At 74.4% G+C, this 17799-nt stretch carries 12 protein-coding genes; 9 read left to right on the forward strand and 3 right to left on the reverse strand.

Annotation, left to right across the window (positions count from 1 at the left end; all coding sequences use genetic code 11):
* Positions 1–167 precede the first annotated feature (167 nt).
* On the reverse strand, positions 168–1400 hold the full coding sequence (locus ACFWJ4_RS30790; protein ID WP_380549704.1) for a C40 family peptidase: 1233 nt from the start codon (positions 1398–1400) through the stop codon (positions 168–170).
* A 295-nt stretch (positions 1401–1695) separates the two neighbouring features.
* On the opposite strand from ACFWJ4_RS30790, the gene ACFWJ4_RS30795 reads away from it, so the two are divergent.
* The 9 genes from ACFWJ4_RS30795 (at position 1696) to ACFWJ4_RS30835 (ending at position 15375) form a co-directional block, all read left to right on the forward strand.
* Positions 1696–2247, forward strand: coding sequence for a pyridoxamine 5'-phosphate oxidase family protein (locus tag ACFWJ4_RS30795; RefSeq protein ID WP_380549707.1), 552 nt, complete (start codon positions 1696–1698; stop codon positions 2245–2247).
* Positions 2248–2404: 157 nt separating this feature from the next.
* Positions 2405–3361, forward strand: a complete 957-nt coding sequence (locus ACFWJ4_RS30800; RefSeq protein WP_380549710.1) for a helix-turn-helix transcriptional regulator — start codon at positions 2405–2407, stop codon at positions 3359–3361.
* A 179-nt stretch (positions 3362–3540) separates the two neighbouring features.
* Positions 3541–5283: an acyclic terpene utilization AtuA family protein gene (locus ACFWJ4_RS30805; RefSeq protein WP_380549713.1), complete on the forward strand. Its 1743-nt coding sequence runs from the start codon at positions 3541–3543 to the stop codon at positions 5281–5283.
* A complete protein-coding gene (locus tag ACFWJ4_RS30810; RefSeq protein WP_380549716.1) occupies positions 5280–6878 on the forward strand; it encodes an acyl-CoA carboxylase subunit beta in 1599 nt (532 codons plus the stop codon). Before ACFWJ4_RS30805 ends, ACFWJ4_RS30810 begins: the two co-directional genes overlap by 4 nt.
* A 15-nt stretch (positions 6879–6893) precedes the next feature.
* On the forward strand, positions 6894–8888 hold the full coding sequence (locus ACFWJ4_RS30815) for an acetyl/propionyl/methylcrotonyl-CoA carboxylase subunit alpha (RefSeq protein ID WP_380549719.1): 1995 nt from the start codon (positions 6894–6896) through the stop codon (positions 8886–8888).
* A gap of 12 nt (positions 8889–8900) precedes the next feature.
* The gene (locus ACFWJ4_RS30820; RefSeq protein ID WP_380549722.1) at positions 8901–10073 is read left to right on the forward strand and encodes an acyl-CoA dehydrogenase family protein; all 1173 of its coding nucleotides are present in this window, start codon (positions 8901–8903) and stop codon (positions 10071–10073) included.
* Positions 10074–10418: 345 nt separating this feature from the next.
* Complete coding sequence (locus tag ACFWJ4_RS30825) at positions 10419–12017, forward strand: 4-coumarate--CoA ligase family protein (RefSeq protein WP_380549725.1); 1599 nt, start codon at positions 10419–10421, stop codon at positions 12015–12017.
* A gap of 113 nt (positions 12018–12130) precedes the next feature.
* Positions 12131–12751: a TetR/AcrR family transcriptional regulator gene (locus ACFWJ4_RS30830; protein ID WP_359913666.1), complete on the forward strand. Its 621-nt coding sequence runs from the start codon at positions 12131–12133 to the stop codon at positions 12749–12751.
* A 146-nt stretch (positions 12752–12897) separates the two neighbouring features.
* The gene (locus tag ACFWJ4_RS30835) at positions 12898–15375 is read left to right on the forward strand and encodes a SpoIIE family protein phosphatase (protein WP_380549728.1); all 2478 of its coding nucleotides are present in this window, start codon (positions 12898–12900) and stop codon (positions 15373–15375) included.
* Positions 15376–15441: 66 nt separating this feature from the next.
* Here the strand turns inward: ACFWJ4_RS30835 and ACFWJ4_RS30840 are convergent, their stop codons facing one another.
* Complete coding sequence (locus ACFWJ4_RS30840) at positions 15442–17013, reverse strand: MFS transporter (RefSeq protein ID WP_380549731.1); 1572 nt, start codon at positions 17011–17013, stop codon at positions 15442–15444.
* The gene (locus tag ACFWJ4_RS30845; protein ID WP_380549733.1) at positions 17010–17657 is read right to left on the reverse strand and encodes a TetR/AcrR family transcriptional regulator; all 648 of its coding nucleotides are present in this window, start codon (positions 17655–17657) and stop codon (positions 17010–17012) included. The genes ACFWJ4_RS30840 and ACFWJ4_RS30845 overlap by 4 nt, the downstream gene beginning before the upstream one ends.
* Positions 17658–17799 lie beyond the last annotated feature (142 nt).

Consider the following 17799-nt stretch of genomic DNA (forward strand, 5'->3'; position numbering starts at 1 on the left):
GCCCCCCACCGCTCGCCCCCCCCCGGGGCGGGGGTCTCCAGACACGGTCACGGGGCCGGGGGCCCCCACACCCGGGGGGAAACCGGGGCCGGCCGGGCCGGGGCCCCCGGTGGAGGGGCTGCGGCCGGCACGGCCGGAACGGGTCATGAACGGGTCCTGGACAGGGCCTAGCAGTCGGGGATGGTGGTGCCGTTGTTGTCCTTGGCCACGTCGTTGCCCCAACGGGACAGGTAGTAGGCGGACACCCACTGGCCGGCGGGGCCGCCGTCCGAGTCGGTCTTCAGCCACCAGTGGTTGTAGCCGGCGCCGCTGGAGACCTCGCGGCCCCAGGCCTTGCAGTAGACGTAGTTGGTCCCCTGGTACAGCGTCCCGGTGGCGTTGGTGGAGGTCGGCGAGGCGTAGACGTTCGCGGTGGCGTTGGTGTCCACCCAGTACTTGCCGGTGGCGGGCGGGGTGCCGCCGCCCGGGCAGTCGGGGATGGTGGTGCCGTTATTGTCCTTGGCCACGTCGTTGCCCCATCGGGACAGGTAGAACGCGGACACCCACTGGCCGCCGGGGCCGCTGTCCGGGTCGGTCTTCAGCCACCAGTGGTTGTAGCCGGCGCCGCTGGAGACCTCACGGCCCCAGGCCTTGCAGTAGACGTAGTTCGTGCCCCGGTACAGCGTTCCCGTGCTCGTGGTGGAGGTCGGGGAACCGTACACCGGCGCGTTGGCGTTGGTGTCCACCCAGTACTGACCGCTGTTCGACGGAGGCGGGGTGGTGGGCGGCGTCGTCGGGGAGGTGCTGCCGGGGCCGTACAGCCGGATCGCGCCGTAGTAGTCGCCGTGCGAGGAGAGCGCCGCCACCTGGACGTAGCCGCCGGAGTAGGGGGCCTCGACGATCCAGCCCTGCCCGAGGTACATCGCGACGTGGTGGATGGTGGAGGCGGTGTTGCCGAAGTACACCAGGTCGCCGGGGAGCAGCGGTGCGGTCCCGTCCGCCCGGTAGTAGCGGGCGACCGCCCGGGAGGTCGGCCACTGGGTCCGGGTGGTGCCGTTGATGACGTCCGCGCCGACCGCCAGGTCGTAGGCGTAGCGGACCATGCCGGAGCAGTCCAGGCCGCGGACGTTGCAGTCGTTGGGGGCGCCGTTGGCGGGGTCGCAGAGGCCGTACGTCGGACCGGGCTGCGAGCCGTGGCCGCCGCCCCACGAGTACGGGGTGCCTATCAGCCCGCAGGCGGAACGGACGGCGGCGGTCGCCTGCGGCGCCGCGCCGGTGGAGAGCACCCCGCAGGCGGGTGCCGCCTGAGCGGCTCCGGCCCCGGCGAAGAACACGCCGACCGACACCAGCACCGACAGCAGAGCCGCCCACCGCAGCGGGGCGACCAGCCACCGCGACAGAAGGTTTACGCGCGTAGTCATGGTCGCGAATCTTTCCGGAGGCGCTGACTCCGGGTCAATGGTTCGGCGGCACACGGATCCTGGGGTTCCGGTAGTTGCCGGTTCGCTGGTCACGGGCGCGGAAACCGGCAACTGCGCGGCAGGCGGCGAGGGCGTTGCCGGGGTGACCCTCCGCGCCCGCGGAAGTCGCGGGGGAAATACGACAGAGGATGTCGGGTTCTGCGGAGACAGTGGGGTCACCGACCGGCGCCGTGACGGCGCCGGCCGGGACGGCACACGGAAGACCCACGGAAAGACGCACGGAAGAAGGACCCCCATGCGCGAAACACCCGACGAGCTGCGCCGGCTCCAGGCCCTCCTCGACACCTCGCTCTCCCGCTCCACGGCGCACCTGCGGTCGATCATCAGCAGCGAGCGCACCCTCACCGCCGGGCAGCTCACCGGCGTGCTCACCGGCATGTGCACGCTCGCGCTGTCCACCGTGACGGCGAAGGGCGAGCCCCGGATCAGCGGCGTGGACGGGCACTTCCTGCACGGCACGTGGCACTTCGGCACCGCCCGGGGCGCCGCCAAGGCGCGGCACCTCGCCGCCCGGCCCGCCGCCAGCGCCGCGCACCTGCGCGGGGAGGACCTGGGCGTGTTCACCCACGGCACCGTGGAGGTCCTCAACCCCCACGACGGCGAGCCGGCCGCGGACTGGCCGGACCTGCTCGCGTACTTCCGGGACTTCTACGGCGCCGACGCCTTCGACTGGGACAACGACGTGGTCTACTACCGGCTGCACCCGCAGTGGATGGCCGTGTTCGCCTCCGAGCCCGCCAGGCTCGGTGAGGCCGGCGAGCTCGGCGGGAGGGCGGAGGGGGCGTGACCCCGCCCGCACCGGCGCCGCCCGCACCGGACCCGTCCGCACCAGGCCCGCCCCCGGGCCGGGGCGGGCCCAGGGCGCCGCGCCCGGCGAGAATGGTGCCGGCGCCGCCGTGGGACCACCGGGCGCCCGACGACGGCGGACGAGCGGAAGGGGTGACGTGCGGGCGAGCCGGGCCATCGCGCTGCTGCTGCTCCTCCAGTCCCGGCGGGAGATGACCGCCGCGGAACTGGCGGTCGAGCTGGAGGTCTCCGAGCGCACCGTGCAGCGGGACGTCGCCGCCCTGGTCGAGGCCGGGGTGCCGGTGTACGCCGAACGCGGCCGGGGCGGCGGCTACCGACTGGTCGACGGCTACCGCACCCGCCTCACCGGCCTCGAACGCGCGGAGGCGGAAGTCCTGCACCTGGCCGGCCTCCCGGGCCCGCTGCGCGACATGGGCCTGGCCGGGCGGGCCCTGGCCGCCCGGCTGAAGGTCGCCGCCGCGCTCGGTGACGCCCCCGCGGCCGCCGTCCAGCGGTTCCACCTCGACGCACCGGCCTGGTTCCGCGAGGCCGGGACGCCCGCGCTGCTCGCCGAGGTGTCGCGCGCGGTGTGGGAGGACCGCGTGCTCCACGCCCGCTACGCGGCGCGCGGCGGCACCCGGGACCGGCGGCTGGAACCGTACGGCCTGGTCCTGAAGGCCGGGCAGTGGTACGCCGTGGCGCGCGGGCCCTCCGGCCGGTTCGGCTCGTACCGCGTGGACCGCTTCGAGACCGCCGAGGCCGGCGAGGAGCGGTTCGAACGCGACCCGGAGTTCGACCTCGCCGAGCACTGGGCCGCGGCGGCACGGGAGTTCACCCGCGCCATGCTGCGCGAGCAGGCCCTGGTGCGCCTGAGTCCGTTCGCCGTGGAGAACCTCGCCGTCCTGCTGGAACCGACCGCCGCCGCCGACGCCCTCGCCACCGCGGGCCCGCCGGACGCCGACGGCTGGGTCACCGTGACCCTGCCGGTCGAGACCTGGGACATCGGCTGCTTCGAACTCCTCCGCCTCGGCCCGGAGGCCGAGGTCCTCCAACCACCCGAATTCCGCGCCCGCCTCGCCGAGGCCACCCGCCGCGCCGCCGCCCTCTACGCCTGACCGGCGGCCCCGGGGAAGCGCCCGGCCGGTCACGGCCGGCAGCGGCGGAGGGCCGCGAGCAGCGCAGGTGCAAGAAAACAAGCAAGCATGATTGCTTTTTTCTGTCGACGGTGCCACGCTGCTGCCCGGTGGCGCCCGTCCGAGGGTGCGCCCAACTCACCGGCAGGGGAGGCGCCTTGGTGCGCGACGGCACGGTACTGCGGATCGGCAACGCCTCGGGGTTCTACGGGGACCGCTTCGCGGCGATGCGGGAGATGCTCACCGGCGGGCCGCTGGACGTGCTCACCGGGGACTACCTGGCCGAGCTGACGATGCTGATCCTCGCCCGGGACCGGCTGAAGGACCCGTCGCTCGGCTACGCCCGGACCTTCCTGCGCCAGATGGAGGAGTGCCTCGGCCTGGGCCGCGAACGCGGCGTGAAGATCGTGGTCAACGCGGGCGGCCTCAACCCGGCCCGGCTCGCCGAGGAGCTGCGGGCGCTGGCGGGGCGGCTCGGGGTCGAGACGGCCGTCGGCCATGTCGAGGGCGACGACCTGCTTCCGCGCCGGGCCGAACTCGGCCTGCCGGGCGGTCTGTTGGCCGCCAACGCCTACCTCGGCGGGTTCGGCATCGCCGCCTGCCTGGCCGCCGGCGCCGACGTGGTGGTGACCGGCCGGGTGACGGACGCGGCACTGGTCGTCGGCCCCGGGATCGCCCACTTCGGCTGGACCCCGGAGGACCTGGACGCCCTGGCCGGCGCCGTGGTGGCCGGGCACGTCCTGGAGTGCGGCGCCCAGGCGACCGGCGGCAACTACGCCTTCTTCCGCGAGCACGACGTCACCCGGCCCGGCTTCCCGCTCGCCGAACTGCACGCCGACGGCTCCAGCGTGATCACCAAGCACCCGGGCACCGGCGGCGCCGTCACCACCGGCACCGTCACCGCCCAACTCCTGTACGAGACCGGCGGACCGCACTACCTCGGCCCGGATGTCACGGCCCGGCTGGACAGTGTGCGGCTCACCGGGGAGGGACCGGACCGGGTCCGGATCGACGGTGTGCGCGGCGAGGCCCCGCCGCCCACCCTGAAGGCGGGCCTCAACCGGCTCGGCGGCCACCTCAACGAGGTGGTGTTCGTCCTCACCGGCCTGGACATCGAGGCCAAGGCCGACCTGGTGCGGCGGCAGTTCGCCGACGCCCTGCCGCCCGGCGCCCGGCCCGCCGAGCTGCGCTGGACCCTGGCCCGCACCGACCACCCGGACGCCCCGACCGAGGAGGGCGCCTCCGCCCTGCTGCGGCTGGCCGCCCGGGACCCGGATCCGGCCAAGGTCGGACGCGAACTCGGCAAGGCGGCAGTCGAGTTGGGTCTCGCCGGGTACCCGGGCTTCCACCTCACCGCCCCGCCCGGACCGGGCGCGCCGTACGGCGTGTTCAGTGCCGCGCACGTCGACGCGAAGGCCGTCGAGCACACCGCCGTGCTGCCGGACGGCCGCCGGATCGCCGTACCGCCGGCGCCCGTCACCACCGGGGCCCAACAGCCCGACCGGGCCCGCCAGGTGGAGGCCGAGCTGCCCGAACCGCTGCCGGCCGGCCCCACCCGGCGGGCCCCGCTCGGCCTGGTGGCCGGCGCCCGCAGCGGCGACAAGGGCGGGGACGCCAACCTCGGTGTCTGGGCCCGCTCCGCGGACGGCTGGCGCTGGCTGGCGCACGCCCTCACCGTCGAGCGGCTGCGCGAACTCCTGCCGGAGACCGTCGGGTTGAGCGTAACCCGGCACGTTCTGCCGAACCTGCGCGCGGTCAACTTCACCCTCACCGGTCTGCTCGGCGAGGGCGTCGCCGCCCGGCACCGCTTCGACCCGCAGGCCAAGGCCCTCGGGGAGTGGCTGCGCTCGCGCCACCTCGACATCCCGACCCTGCTCCTGGACAGCCCGGAGGCCCCGCTGTGACCGTCCTGACCACCCGTGTCGACCCGGCCGGGCCCGATCACGCCGAGCACCGCGCCGCGATGGTCGCCAAGCTCGCCGAACTCGACGCCGAGCACGCCAAGGCGCTGGCGGGCGGCGGCCCCGCGTACATGGAGCGCCACCGCAAGCGCGGCAAGCTGCCGGCCCGCGAGCGGATCGAGCTGCTGGTCGACCCGGACTCCCCGTTCCTGGAGCTGTCCCCGCTGGCCGCGTGGGGCAGCGACTACCCGGTGGGCGCGGCCCTGGTCACCGGGATCGGCACGATCGAGGGCGTGGAGTGCGTGATCACCGCCAACGACCCGACGGTGCGCGGCGGCGCCAGCAATCCCTGGACCCTGCGAAAGGCCCTGCGGGCCAACGAGATCGCGCTGAACAACCGCCTCCCGCTGGTCAACCTGGTCGAGTCGGGCGGCGCCGACCTGCCCAGCCAGAAGGAGATCTTCATTCCCGGCGGCGCCCTCTTCCGCGACCTCACCCGGCTGTCCGCCGCCGGAATCCCCACCGTGGCGGTGGTGTTCGGCAACTCGACGGCCGGCGGCGCCTACGTGCCGGGCATGTCCGACCACACCGTGCTGGTCAGGGAGCGCGCCAAGGTGTTCCTCGGCGGCCCGCCGCTGGTGAGGATGGCCACCGGCGAGGAGGCCGACGACGAGTCGCTGGGCGGCGCCGAGATGCACGCCCGCGTCTCCGGCCTGGCCGACCACTTCGCGGTGGACGAGGCGGACGCGCTGCGGATCGCCCGCCGGATCGTCGCCCGGCTCGACCACCGCAAGCCCGGCCCCGGCCCGGACCGGCTCGCCGAACCGCCCGCGTACGACGAGGAGGAGTTGCTCGGGATCGTCCCCGGTGACCTCAAGGTGCCCTTCGACCCGCGCGAGGTGATCGCCCGGATCGTCGACGGCTCCGACTTCGACGAGTTCAAGCCGCTCTACGGCACCAGCCTGGCCACCGGCTGGGCCCGCCTCCACGGCTACCCGGTCGGCGTGCTGGCGAACGCCCAGGGCGTGCTGTTCAGCCAGGAGTCCCAGAAGGCCGCCCAGTTCATCCAGCTGGCCAACCAGCGGGACACCCCGCTGCTCTTCCTGCACAACACCACCGGCTACATGGTCGGCAGGGACTACGAGCAGGGCGGCATCATCAAGCACGGCGCGATGATGATCAACGCGGTCGCCAACTCGAAGGTCCCGCACCTGTCGGTCCTGATGGGCGCCTCGTACGGGGCCGGCCACTACGGCATGTGCGGGCGGGCCTTCGAGCCGCGGTTCCTGTTCGCCTGGCCGAGCGCCAAGTCCGCGGTGATGGGCCCGCAGCAGCTCGCCGGAGTGCTGTCGATCGTCGCCCGGCAGTCCGCCGCGGCGAAGGGACAGCCCTACGACGAGGACGCGGACGCGGCGATCCGGGCGATGGTCGAGCAGCAGATCGAGGCCGAGTCGCTGCCGGTGTTCCTCTCCGGCCGGCTCTACGACGACGGCGTGATCGACCCGCGCGACACCCGGACGGTGCTCGGCCTGTGCCTGTCCGCGATCCACAACGCGCCGGTCGAGGGCGCGCGCGGCTACGGCGTCTTCCGACTGTAAAGGACCCCCGAGACGATGATCACCAACCTGCTGGTCGCCAACCGGGGTGAGATCGCCCGCCGGGTCTTCCGCACCTGCCGGGAGCTCGGCATCGCGACCACCGCCGTCCACTCCGACCCGGACGCCGGCGCCCCGCACGTGCGCGAGGCCGACGCGGCCGTCCGGCTGCCCGGCGCCGCGCCCGCCGACACCTACCTGCGGGCCGACCTGATCGTCCGGGCCGCGCTCGCCGCCGGGGCCGACGCCGTCCACCCCGGCTACGGATTCCTGTCCGAGAGCGCGGACTTCGCGCGGGCCGTGCTGGACGCGGGACTGCTCTGGATCGGCCCGCCGCCGGCCGCGATCGCCGCGATGGGCTCCAAGACCGCCGCCAAGGAGCTGATGGCCGCGGCCGGGGTGCCGGTGCTCGGCGCGCTGACCGAGCCCACCGAGGCCGACCTGCCCCTGCTGGTCAAGGCCGCGGCGGGCGGTGGCGGGCGCGGCATGCGGGTCGTCCGGAGCCTGGCGGACCTCCCCGGCGAACTGGCGGCCGCCCGCGCCGAGGCGGCCAAGGCCTTCGGCTCGGACGAGGTGTTCTGCGAGCGCTACCTGCCCGCCGGACGGCACGTCGAGGTCCAGCTACTGGCCGACGCCCACGGCACCGTCTGGGCGGTCGGCGACCGCGACTGCTCGCTGCAGCGGCGGCACCAGAAGGTGATCGAGGAGGCCCCGGCCCCCGGCCTGCCCGCGGAGGTGCGCGCCGGCCTGCACGCGGCGGCCCGCGAGGCGGCCAGGGCGATCGGCTACACGGGCGCCGGCACCGCGGAGTTCCTGCTCACCGGGGACGGCCGGTTCTTCTTCCTGGAGATGAACACCCGCCTGCAGGTCGAACACCCGGTCACCGAGGCCGTCACCGGGCTGGACCTGGTGGCGCTGCAGCTCGCCGTCGCCGAGGGGGAGGCGCTGGCGCCCGAGCCCCCGGCCCCCGGCGGCCACGCGATCGAGGCGCGGCTCTACGCCGAGGACCCGGCCAAGGACTGGCAGCCCGCGACCGGGACCCTGTACCGGCTCGAACTCACGCTCCCGTACCAGGAGTTCACCGGTGCCGGAGCCGGAGCCGGAGCCGGAGCAGGCACAGGAGCAGGCGCAGGAACGGGCACGGGCACGGGACGAGGCACCGGACTGCGGCTGGACTCCGGAGTGGAGGCCGGCAGCGAGATCACCCCGCACTACGACGCGATGCTCGCCAAGGTGATCGCCTGGGCGCCCACCCGCGCGGCCGCCGCCCGCCGGCTCGCCGACGCGCTCGCCCGCGCCCGCATCCACGGCCCGGCCACCAACCGGGACCTGCTGGTGCGCGCCCTGCGCCACCCGGCCTTCCTGGCCGCGGAGCTGCACACCGGTTTCCTGGCCGAGCACGCGGCCGAACTCACCGCCCCGGACGGCAAGGGCGCCGACCGCGCCGCGCTGGCCGCCGCCCTCGCCGACGCCGCCGGCCGCCGCGGCGCCCTGCCCTCCGGCTGGCGCAACCTGCCCTCGCAGCCGCAGCTCAAGCGCTACCGGGCCGAGGACGGCACCGAGACGGCCGTCCGGTACCGGCTGACCCGCGCCGGTCTGCTGGCCGAGGACCACCCGGGCGTCGAGCTCGTCGAGGCCGCGCCGGACCGGGTGGTGCTGTCCGAGGACGGGCTGCGACGCACCTACCGCGTCGCCCGCTACGGCGACCGGGTGCACGTCGACACCCCGGCCGGCGGCACCGTGCTCACCGCCCTGCCGCGCTTCCCCGACCCCACCGTCCGCACCGAGCCCGGCGCGCTGCTCGCCCCGATGCCCGGCACCGTCGTCCGGGTCGTCGCCGCCGTCGGGGACACCGTCACCGCCGGCCAGCCGCTGCTGGTGCTGGAGGCGATGAAGATGGAGCACCGCGTCGCCGCCCCGGCCGACGGCACCCTCGTCGAACTGTGCGCCACCCCCGGCCGGCAGGTCGAAACCGGCACCCTGCTGGCCGTCGTCCAGCCCATCGAAGCCTGAGGAAGGACCCGCATGTCCACCATCGGCAGTCAGCTCCTGGAGACCCCCGAACGCCAGGCCCTGCGCCGGGCCGTCGGCGACCTCGGCCGCCGCTACGGCTCCGCCTACTACCTCGCCAAGGCCCGGGCCGGCGAACCCGCCGACGAGCTGTGGGCGGACGCCGGCAAGGCCGGATACCTCGGCGTCAACCTGCCCGTCGAGTACGGCGGCGGGGGCGGCGGCATCACCGACCTCGCCATCGTCCTGGAGGAGCTCGGCACCGCCGGGTGTCCGCTGCTGCTGCTCATCGTCTCCCCGGCGATCTGCGGCACCGTGATAGCCCGCTACGGCACCGAGGAGCAGAAGCGCCGCTGGCTGCCGGGCCTGGCCGACGGCAGCCGCCGGATGGCCTTCGGCATCACCGAACCGGACGCCGGTTCGAACTCCCACCGGATCTCCACGGTGGCCCGCCGGGACGGCGAGGACTGGCTGCTGACCGGCCGCAAGGTGTTCGTCTCCGGCATCGACCACTGTGACGCGGTGCTGTTCGTGGCCCGCACCGAGGACGCCCGTACCGGCAAGCTGAAGCCCTGCCTGTTCGTCGTCCCGCGCGAGACCCCCGGCTTCGAGTACCGGGCGATCCCGATGGAGCTCGTCGCCCCGGAGAAGCAGTTCCAGGTCTTCCTGGACGACGTCCGGCTGCCCGCCGACGCCCTGGTCGGCGACGAGAACGCGGGCCTGCTCCAGCTGTTCGCCGGCCTCAACCCCGAGCGCATCCTCACCGCGGCCTTCTCGCTCGGCCTCGCCCGCCAGGCCCTCGGCAAGGCGGTCGAGTACGCGAAGACCCGCACGGTCTGGTCCACCCCGATCGGCGCCCACCAGGGCCTGGCCCACCCGCTCGCCCAGTGCGCGGTGGAGATCGAGCTGGCCCGGCTGATGACCCAGAAGGCCGGGCTGCTCTACGACGCGGGGGAGGACCTCGCCGCCGGGGAGGCCGCCAACATGGCCAAGTACGCCGCCGGCGAGGCCGCCGCCCGTACCGTCGACCAGGCGGTGCAGACCCTCGGCGGCAACGGCCTGACCCAGGAGTACGGGCTGGGCGCGCTGCTGGCCGCCACCCGGGTCGGCCGGGTCGCCCCGGTCAGCCGGGAGATGGTGCTCAACTACGTGGCCCAGCACACCCTCGGGCTGCCGAAGTCGTACTGATGCACGAGACCTCGCCCAGGTGTGCGAGCGCGCCGGTGGTGTCCCCGGTGCGCGGCGGTCGGTCCGAGGGCGGTCGCCGGGGCGTCGGGCGCGAGCGCGGGGAGCCGGATCCCGGGTGAGCGGCGCGGCGGGCGGCGGTGCTCACCCGGACGGTCCATTCGGGCCCGTGGTGCACACCGTCCCGTCGGGCGCCCCCCGGGAGCAACCGCGCCACGCACGGACCGTCATGGGTTCCCCACAATGGCCGAGCCGGACCCCCGACTGTCCGTATGCTCCTGAACGCGCCCCGCACGGAACTGCTCGCCGGTTTTGTTGCTACGTCAACTTCCTTACTGGAGGCTCACCTTGGTGTTCCGCAGCGAGTTCCCCGACGTCTCCGCGGTCGACCAGCCGATCCACGAGGCGGTACTCGGCGCCGCGCACAGGTACGGCGACCGCCCGGCCCTGATCGACGGCGTCACCGGCGAGAGCACCAGCTACGCCCAACTCGCCGCCGCCGTCGAGCGGGTGGCCGCCGGGCTGGCCGAGACAGGCGTGCGCCGCGGTGACGTCGTCGCCCTCTTCAGCCCCAACTCGACCGCCTACCCGATGGCCTTCTACGGTGCGACCAGGGCCGGCGCCACCGTCACCACGGTCTCCTCCTTCGCCAAGCCCGCCGACCTGGCCGGCCAGCTGCGCGACAGCGGTGCCCGCTGGCTGGTCACCGTCTCCGCCTTCCTGTCGACCGCCCGTGCGGCCGCCGAACTCCTCGCCGAACAGGGCCACCCGCTGGCCGGGACCGTCGTCCTGGACGGTGCCGAGGGCCACCGCTCGCTCGCCGACCTGCTGGCCGCCACCGGCCCCGCCCCCGAGGTCGCCATCGACCCGGGCGAGGACATCGCCGTGCTGCCGTACTCCAGCGGCACCACCGGCCTGCCCAAGGGCGTGATGCTCACCCACCGCTCGATCGCCACCAACCTCGCCCAGTGCGACGCCCTCTACCGCCCCGCCGAGGGCGAACGGGTGCTCGCCGTCCTGCCCTTCTTCCACATCTACGGGCTGGCCGCGCTGCTCAACCAGCCGCTGCGCTGCGGCGCCACCGTGGTCGTGCTGCCCCGCTTCGACCTGGAGCAGTTCTGCCGCACCGTCCAGGACCACCGGGTGCAGGCCCTGGTGGTCGCCCCGCCGATCGCCCTCGCACTGGCCCGGCACCCGATCGTGGACCAGTACGACCTCTCCTCCGTCGAGTACCTGCTGTGCGCCGCCGCCCCGCTGGACCATGAACTCGCCGACGCCTGCGCCCGGCGCCTGGGCCTGCCGCACCTGCTCCAGGGCTACGGCATGACCGAGCTCTCCCCGGTCACCCACGTCGTCTCCCCGCGCGAGGGCGACCCCTCGCCCGGCTCGGTCGGCCGGATGGTCCCCTCCACCGAGCTGCGGATCGCCGCCCTGGACGGCTCCGACGGCGACCTCGGGCCCGGCGAGCGCGGCGAGCTGCTGATCCGCGGCCCGCAGGTGATGAAGGGCTACCTCGGCCGCCCCTCCGAGACCGCCGCGGTGGTCGACGCCGACGGCTGGCTGCACACCGGCGACGTCGGCTTCGTGGACGAGCGCGGCTACCTGCACATCGTCGACCGGGTCAAGGAACTGATCAAGTACAAGGGCTACCAGGTCGCCCCCGCCGAGCTGGAGGCCGTCCTGCTCGGCCACCCGCAGATCACCGACGCCGCCGTGATCGGGGTCCCGGACGCCGAGGGCACCGAGTGCCCCAAGGCCTTCGTGGTCCGCGCCCCGGGCAGCGCCCTGACCGAGGAGGAGGTCACCGGGTACGTCGCCGGGCAGGTCGCCCCGTACAAGAAGGTCCGCGCGGTGGAGTTCGTGGACGCCGTCCCCAAGTCCGCGGCCGGCAAGATCCTCCGCCGCGAACTGCGTGCCCGCGAGGCCGGGCGCGCCGGCGTCCGCTGACCGGACCGGGCCGCCCCGGCGGCCGAAGACCGGCGCCCGTCTGTGAGGATCTTCCTGCCGCGCCCCGACCGGGACCCGCCGCGCCCCGATCGGAACAGGAACCGCCCGCCGCCATGACCAGCCACCCCGCCGCCCGCGCCCCGCAGCAGGACCGCAGCCGAGCCACCCGGGCCAGGCTGCTCGCGGCGGCCGTGGAATGCCTGGCCGAGCTCGGCTGGCACGGCTCGACCGTCACCGTCGTCGCCGAGCGGGCCGGGGTCTCCCGGGGCGCGGCCCAGCACCACTTCCCGACCCGCGAGGACCTCTTCACCGCGGCCGTCGAGCACGTCACCGCCGAGCGGCTGGCAGCCGTCCGCGCCCACGCGGACGAACTGCCGGCCGCCGGGCCCGACCGCACCGGGGCCGTGGTCGACATGATCGTGCGCCTCTACACCGGCCCGCTGTTCCGCGCCGCCCTGCACCTGTGGACCGCCGCCGCCACCGAGGAGGTGCTGCGTGAGCGGATCATCGCCCTGGAGGGCCGCGTCGGCCGGGAGGCCCACCGGGCCGCCGTGGAGTTCCTGGACGCCGACGAGAGCCGCCCCGGCGTGCGCGAATCCGTGCAGGCCACACTGGACCTCGCCCGCGGACTGGGCCTCGCCAACCTGCTCACCGACGACAGCCACCGACGTTCCGGAGTGATCCGGCAGTGGGCGGGCGTTCTGGAGAGTACGCTGCGGCCGGTACGCCCATGACGCCCGTACAACCGGAGCGGCCGGACGCCCCCTGACCAAGGGGTCGCCGGGCGGCCGATGTCCGTGCAGTCTGGAGAAGAATCCCGGCCGGCACGGACCGCTAGGCCCCCGGCCGGGCACGAGCCGAACCGGGGTGCTGCCTGATCATGCACGGACACGAGTGGGACGCGACCGACGCCGCCCCGGCACCGGGCGGCAATCCCGGACGTTCCGACGGCACGCACCCCGAAGGCCATCGGCTCGTCCCGCTCGCCACGGCGCTGCTCCAGGACGACGGACTGATCCTGCACTGGAGCGAGGACGCCGAGGCCCTGCTCGGCTACTCCTCCGAGGAGGCCGTCGGCAGCTACGCCGCCCAACTGCTCACCGACGAGTCCGACCGCTCCGAGGTGCTCGGCCTCTTCCAGCGGATCATGGGCGGCAGCGGCTGGTCCGGCGTCTTCCCGGTGCGCCACCGCGACGGCCACAAGGTCGACCTGGAGTTCCGCACCTACCCGATCGCCGGACCGGGCGGCACCCTGCTGCTGCTCGCCACCGCCTCCGATATCCGCGCCCTGCACGCCGTCGAGGCCGACCTCGCGGTGCTGGACGGCGTCTTCGACCGCTCGCCGATCGGCATGGCCGTCTACGACACCGAACTGCGCTACATCCGGATCAACGAGGCGCTGGCCCGGATGAACGGGGTGCCGGTCGCCGCCCACCTCGGCCGCCGGATATCCGCCGTGCTGCCCGGCATCAACAGCGCCGAGATCGAGCAGATCATGCGTCAGGTGCTGAGGACCGGCAAACCCGTGGTGGACGCCCGCTCGCACGGAAGGGTCCCCGGCGACCCCAAGCGGGACCACGCCTGGTCCGCCTCCTACTTCCGGCTGGAGGACTCCACCGGCCGGATCTTCGGGGTCTGCTCCTCGATCATCGACGTCACCGAGCGCTTCCAGGCCGAGGCCCGTGCCGCCCGCGCGCAGGAACGGCTCGCCACCATCGCCGAGGCGACCGCCCGGATCGGCACCACCCTCGACCTCCAGCGCACCGCCGAGGAGCTGATCGAGGCGGTCGTCCCCCGGTTCGCCGACTTCGCCACCGTCGACCTGCTGGAGCCGGTGCTGCGCGGCTCCGAGCCCACCGTGATCCCCTCCGACCGGAACATCACGCTGCGCGCCGTCGCCGTCGGGGAGTCCTACGAGAGCGGCCTCGCGCACGCCGTGGACGTGGTCGGTGAGACCTCCGAGTACTCCCCGGACCGCAGCTACGTCCAGTGCCTGCGCAGCGGGAAGCCGCTGCTGCGCTCGCACGTGGACGAGGAGGCGCTGCGCGGCCTGGTGGCCAGCGAGGACCGGGTGGCCCCCGGCATAGCGGCGGGCATCCACTCGTACCTGATGGTGCCGATCACCGCCCGGGGCATGGTGCTCGGCGGCTCCGAGTTCATCCGGATGCGCAACCCCGAGCCGTTCACCGCCGCCGACGTCGCCCTCGCCGAGGAACTGGTCGCCCGCACCGCGCTGGCGCTCGACAACGCCCGGCTCTACCGCCGCGAGCGGGAGACCGCGCTCACCCTCCAGCGCAGCCTGCTGCCGCAGGAGGTGCACCGCACCCTCGGCCTGGAGATCGCCTACCGCTACCTGCCCAGCAGCGTGGTCAGCGAGGTCGGCGGCGACTGGTTCGACGTGGTGCCGCTGTCCTGCGGGCGGGTCGCCCTGGTGGTCGGCGACGTGATGGGCCACGGCATCCGGGCCGCCGCCACGATGGGCCAGCTGCGCACCGTCGCCCGGACCCTCGCCACCCTCGACATGCCGCCCGAGCAGGTCCTCACCCGGCTGGACGAGACCGCCACGGGGATCGGCGAGGGCCAGTTCGCCACCTGCGTCTGCGCGGTGTACGACCCGCTGGAGCGCACCGTCCAGATCGCCTCGGCCGGGCACCTGCCGCCGATCCGGGTGGGCCCCGACGGCACCGCCGCCCGGGTGGACGTGCCGCCCGGGGTGCCGCTGGGCGTCGGCGGGGTGGCCTTCGAGTCGATCGAGTTCGACATTCCCGAGGGCGGCATGGTCGCGCTCTACACCGACGGCCTGGTCGAGCGGCGCGGCCAGGACCTGGACGCCGGCATCGACCTGCTCGCCCGCACCCTGTCCGGCCCCGGCCGGACCCTGGAGGAGAGCTGCGACGCCGTCCTCGCGGCGCTGGTCACCGACGGCACCGAGGACGACATCGCGATGATCATGGCCCGGGTGCTGCCGCTGCCCGCCGACCGGATCGCCACCCTGCCGCTGTCCGGCGGGGGCCGGGTGCCCGGCAAGGCCCGCCGCTTCACCCGCGCCACCCTGGAGGCCTGGGGCCTGTCGGCGGTCACCGACTACGCCGAGCTGCTGGTCAGCGAGCTGGTCACGAACGCCCTGCTGCACGCCGACGCCCCGCGCCGGCTGCGGCTGTTCCGCGACCGGGTGCTCACCGTGGAGGTCTCCGACGCCGGCGGCCAGACGCCCCAGCTGCGCCCGTTCGCCGAGCAGGACGAGGGCGGACGCGGGATGTTCCTGGTCAGCGAACTGGCCCAGCGCTGGGGCAGCCGGCTGACCCGGGACGGCAAGGTGGTCTGGGCGGAGCTGGAGCTGCCCTTCGGGGCTTCCTAGGAAGCGGCCGCTCCGGCAGACGGGAACGGCCGTTCCCCCGGGGGAAACGGCCGTTCCCGGGCACTGCTACGCGGTGACCTTCGGCTGCTCGGCCGGTGCGTCGACCGCGCCCTGCGAACCGGTCGCCGCCCCCGGCTTCGGCTCGGACAGCCCGCGCAGCAGCCGCCAGGCCATCACGGCCGCACCGACCAGCAGTGCGGCGGCCAGCAGCCCGGCGCTGTTCATGCCGTTGACGAAGGACTCCCGGGCGCTCGCCAGCAGCGGCCGGGCGAGCTCCGGCGACAGGCCCTGCGCCGTCTCGACGGCCGAGCCCAGCGATTCGCCGGCCCGGGCGGCGGCCGCCGGGTCCGTCCCGGCCGGGACCGCCAGCCCGCTCGCGTAGATCGAGCCGACCACCGAGCCCACCAGGGCGATGCCGAGCGCGGTGCCCAGCTCGTACGCCGTCTCCGAGACCGCCGAGGCGGCCCCGGCCTTGTCGGCGGGCGCGGCGGTCAGCACCAGGTCGGCGCCGAGCGTGTAGACCACGCCCTCGGCCGTCCCGACCAGCAGGAAGGAGGCGGCCAGCAGCAGGTAGGTGGTGTCCTGCGACAGCCAGCCGAGCGCGCCCACGCCCAGTCCCATCGCCAGCAGGCAGGCCGTCAGCGCCTTGCGGGCGCCGAAGCGCCGGGCGATCGCGGCGGTGAGCAGACCGCCGGCCACCGAACCCGCGAAGGCCGGCAGCTCGGCCAGGCCCGCCTGGAGCGGCTGGTAGCCGCGGACCAGCTGGAGGTACTGCGAGACCACGAAGATCACGCCGGAGAGCCCGACCAGGGAGATCAGCGAGGCCGAGACGGCCGCCGTGAACCGCCGGTCGCGGAACAGCCGGACGTCGAGCAGCGGGGTCTCCAGCCGCAGCTGGCGGCGGACGAAGAGGAACAGCGCGGTGGCGCCGAGGACGAAGGCGACCGGTACGTCCCAGCGGTCCACGCCGTGCGCGGCGGCCTCCTTGATCGCGTACACCGTGCCGATCACGCCGGCCATCGACAGCAGCACGCTCAGCACGTCCCAGCGGCCCGGCTTCGGGTCCTTGGACTCCGGCAGCAGCCAGGCGCCGGACACCAGCAGCAGGATCAGCACCGGGATGTTCAGCAGGAACACCGAACCCCACCAGAAGTGCTCCAGCAGCACCCCGCCGACGACCGGCCCGAGGGCGGCGCCGGCGGTGGCGGCCGCGCCCCAGATGCCGATCGCGGTGGCCCGCTCCCGGTCGTCCGGGAAGAGGCCGCGGATCAGCGAGAGCGTGGACGGCATGATCGTCGCCCCGGCCACGCCGAGCAGCGCGCGGGCCAGGATCAGCCAGCCGGCGCTCGGCGCGTAGGCGGCCAGCAGCGAGGCGGCGCCGAAGGCGGCGGACCCGGCCAGCAGCAGCTTCTTGCGGCCGATCCGGTCGCTCAGGGCGCCCATGCTGACCAACAGGCCGGCCAGCACGAAGGAGTAGGAGTCGCCGATCCAGAGCAGCTGGGTGCCGCTGGGGCGCAGCGTCTCGCTGATCGACGGGATGGCGAGGGAGAGGACGGTCGCGTCCAGGGCGACCACGGTCACGGCCAGGACGAGGACGGCGAGGCCGGTCCAGCGCTGGCGGGCGGTCAGGGTGTTCATGGTTTATCGGTGTCCGGCCTGTGGTCGGAAGTGCTGTGGACAGGGGCGGCGGTGCTGTGGGCGGTGCTGCCGGCGGTGGCGCCGGCGGGGGTGCGGGTGTCCGGTCTGCGCAGCGCGCCGCCGAGGAACAGCTCGGCGAGCGAGAAGGCGGCGTCGCGCGGGGCGAGCCGGCCGTCCTGGATGGACCAGCCGACGCCGGCCACCAGGTCGAAGAAGGCCTCGCTCAGCCAGGCGGCGCTCAGTTCGATGCGGAACACGCCCTGCTGCTGGCCGCGCAGGAAGAGCGCGTGCAGCCGGGCGATCTGGACCTCCCAGAGGTCGTTGATGTCCTCGTGCTCGTAGAGCTGGTTCTCACCGGCCAGGAAGGCACAGAGCATGGCGTCCGGGACGGAGGCGTCCACCAGGCGGCGCAGCGCGGCCTCGGCGTCGCCCCGCTCGACGTCGGCGGTGTCCAGCGCGGAGGCGAAGCGGCGCAGCCCGAGCAGGCCGATCTCGCGGATCAGCGCGTCGCGTCCCGGGAAGAGCCGGTGCAGTGTGGCGCGGCTGATGCCGGCGGCGCGCGCGATCTCGTCCAGGTGGGCGGTCGGGCGGCGGGAGAGGACGCCGACGGCGGCTTCCAGGACAGTGTCGCGATCGGTGGCCATGCATCGAGTCTAGTTCACATGAGACGTGGATGTCTCATCCTTTTGTTCGGGCTCTCAGGTGAGGCGTCGGGTCCCGGTGGGCGGGCAGCAAAAAACCGGGGACGGTGGGTGTACCGTCCCCGGTCCGGGGTGCTGCCCTGTC

This window comes from Kitasatospora sp. NPDC127067, assembly GCF_042724755.1.
GTDB lineage: Bacteria > Actinomycetota > Actinomycetes > Streptomycetales > Streptomycetaceae > Kitasatospora > Kitasatospora lactacystinica.

What these genes read in the sequence shown, in the direction of transcription:
- ACFWJ4_RS30820 (WP_380549722.1), top strand. Translation starts at nt 8,901, where the DNA reads ATGTCCACCATCGGCAGTCAGCTCCTGGAGACCCCCGAACGCCAGGCC.
- ACFWJ4_RS30830 (WP_359913666.1), top strand. Translation starts at nt 12,131, where the DNA reads ATGACCAGCCACCCCGCCGCCCGCGCCCCGCAGCAGGACCGCAGCCGA.
- ACFWJ4_RS30835 (WP_380549728.1), top strand. Translation starts at nt 12,898, where the DNA reads ATGCACGGACACGAGTGGGACGCGACCGACGCCGCCCCGGCACCGGGC.
- ACFWJ4_RS30840 (WP_380549731.1), bottom strand. Translation starts at nt 17,013, where the DNA reads ATGAACACCCTGACCGCCCGCCAGCGCTGGACCGGCCTCGCCGTCCTC.
- ACFWJ4_RS30790 (WP_380549704.1), bottom strand. Translation starts at nt 1,400, where the DNA reads ATGACTACGCGCGTAAACCTTCTGTCGCGGTGGCTGGTCGCCCCGCTG.
- ACFWJ4_RS30845 (WP_380549733.1), bottom strand. Translation starts at nt 17,657, where the DNA reads ATGGCCACCGATCGCGACACTGTCCTGGAAGCCGCCGTCGGCGTCCTC.
- ACFWJ4_RS30815 (WP_380549719.1), top strand. Translation starts at nt 6,894, where the DNA reads ATGATCACCAACCTGCTGGTCGCCAACCGGGGTGAGATCGCCCGCCGG.
- ACFWJ4_RS30795 (WP_380549707.1), top strand. Translation starts at nt 1,696, where the DNA reads ATGCGCGAAACACCCGACGAGCTGCGCCGGCTCCAGGCCCTCCTCGAC.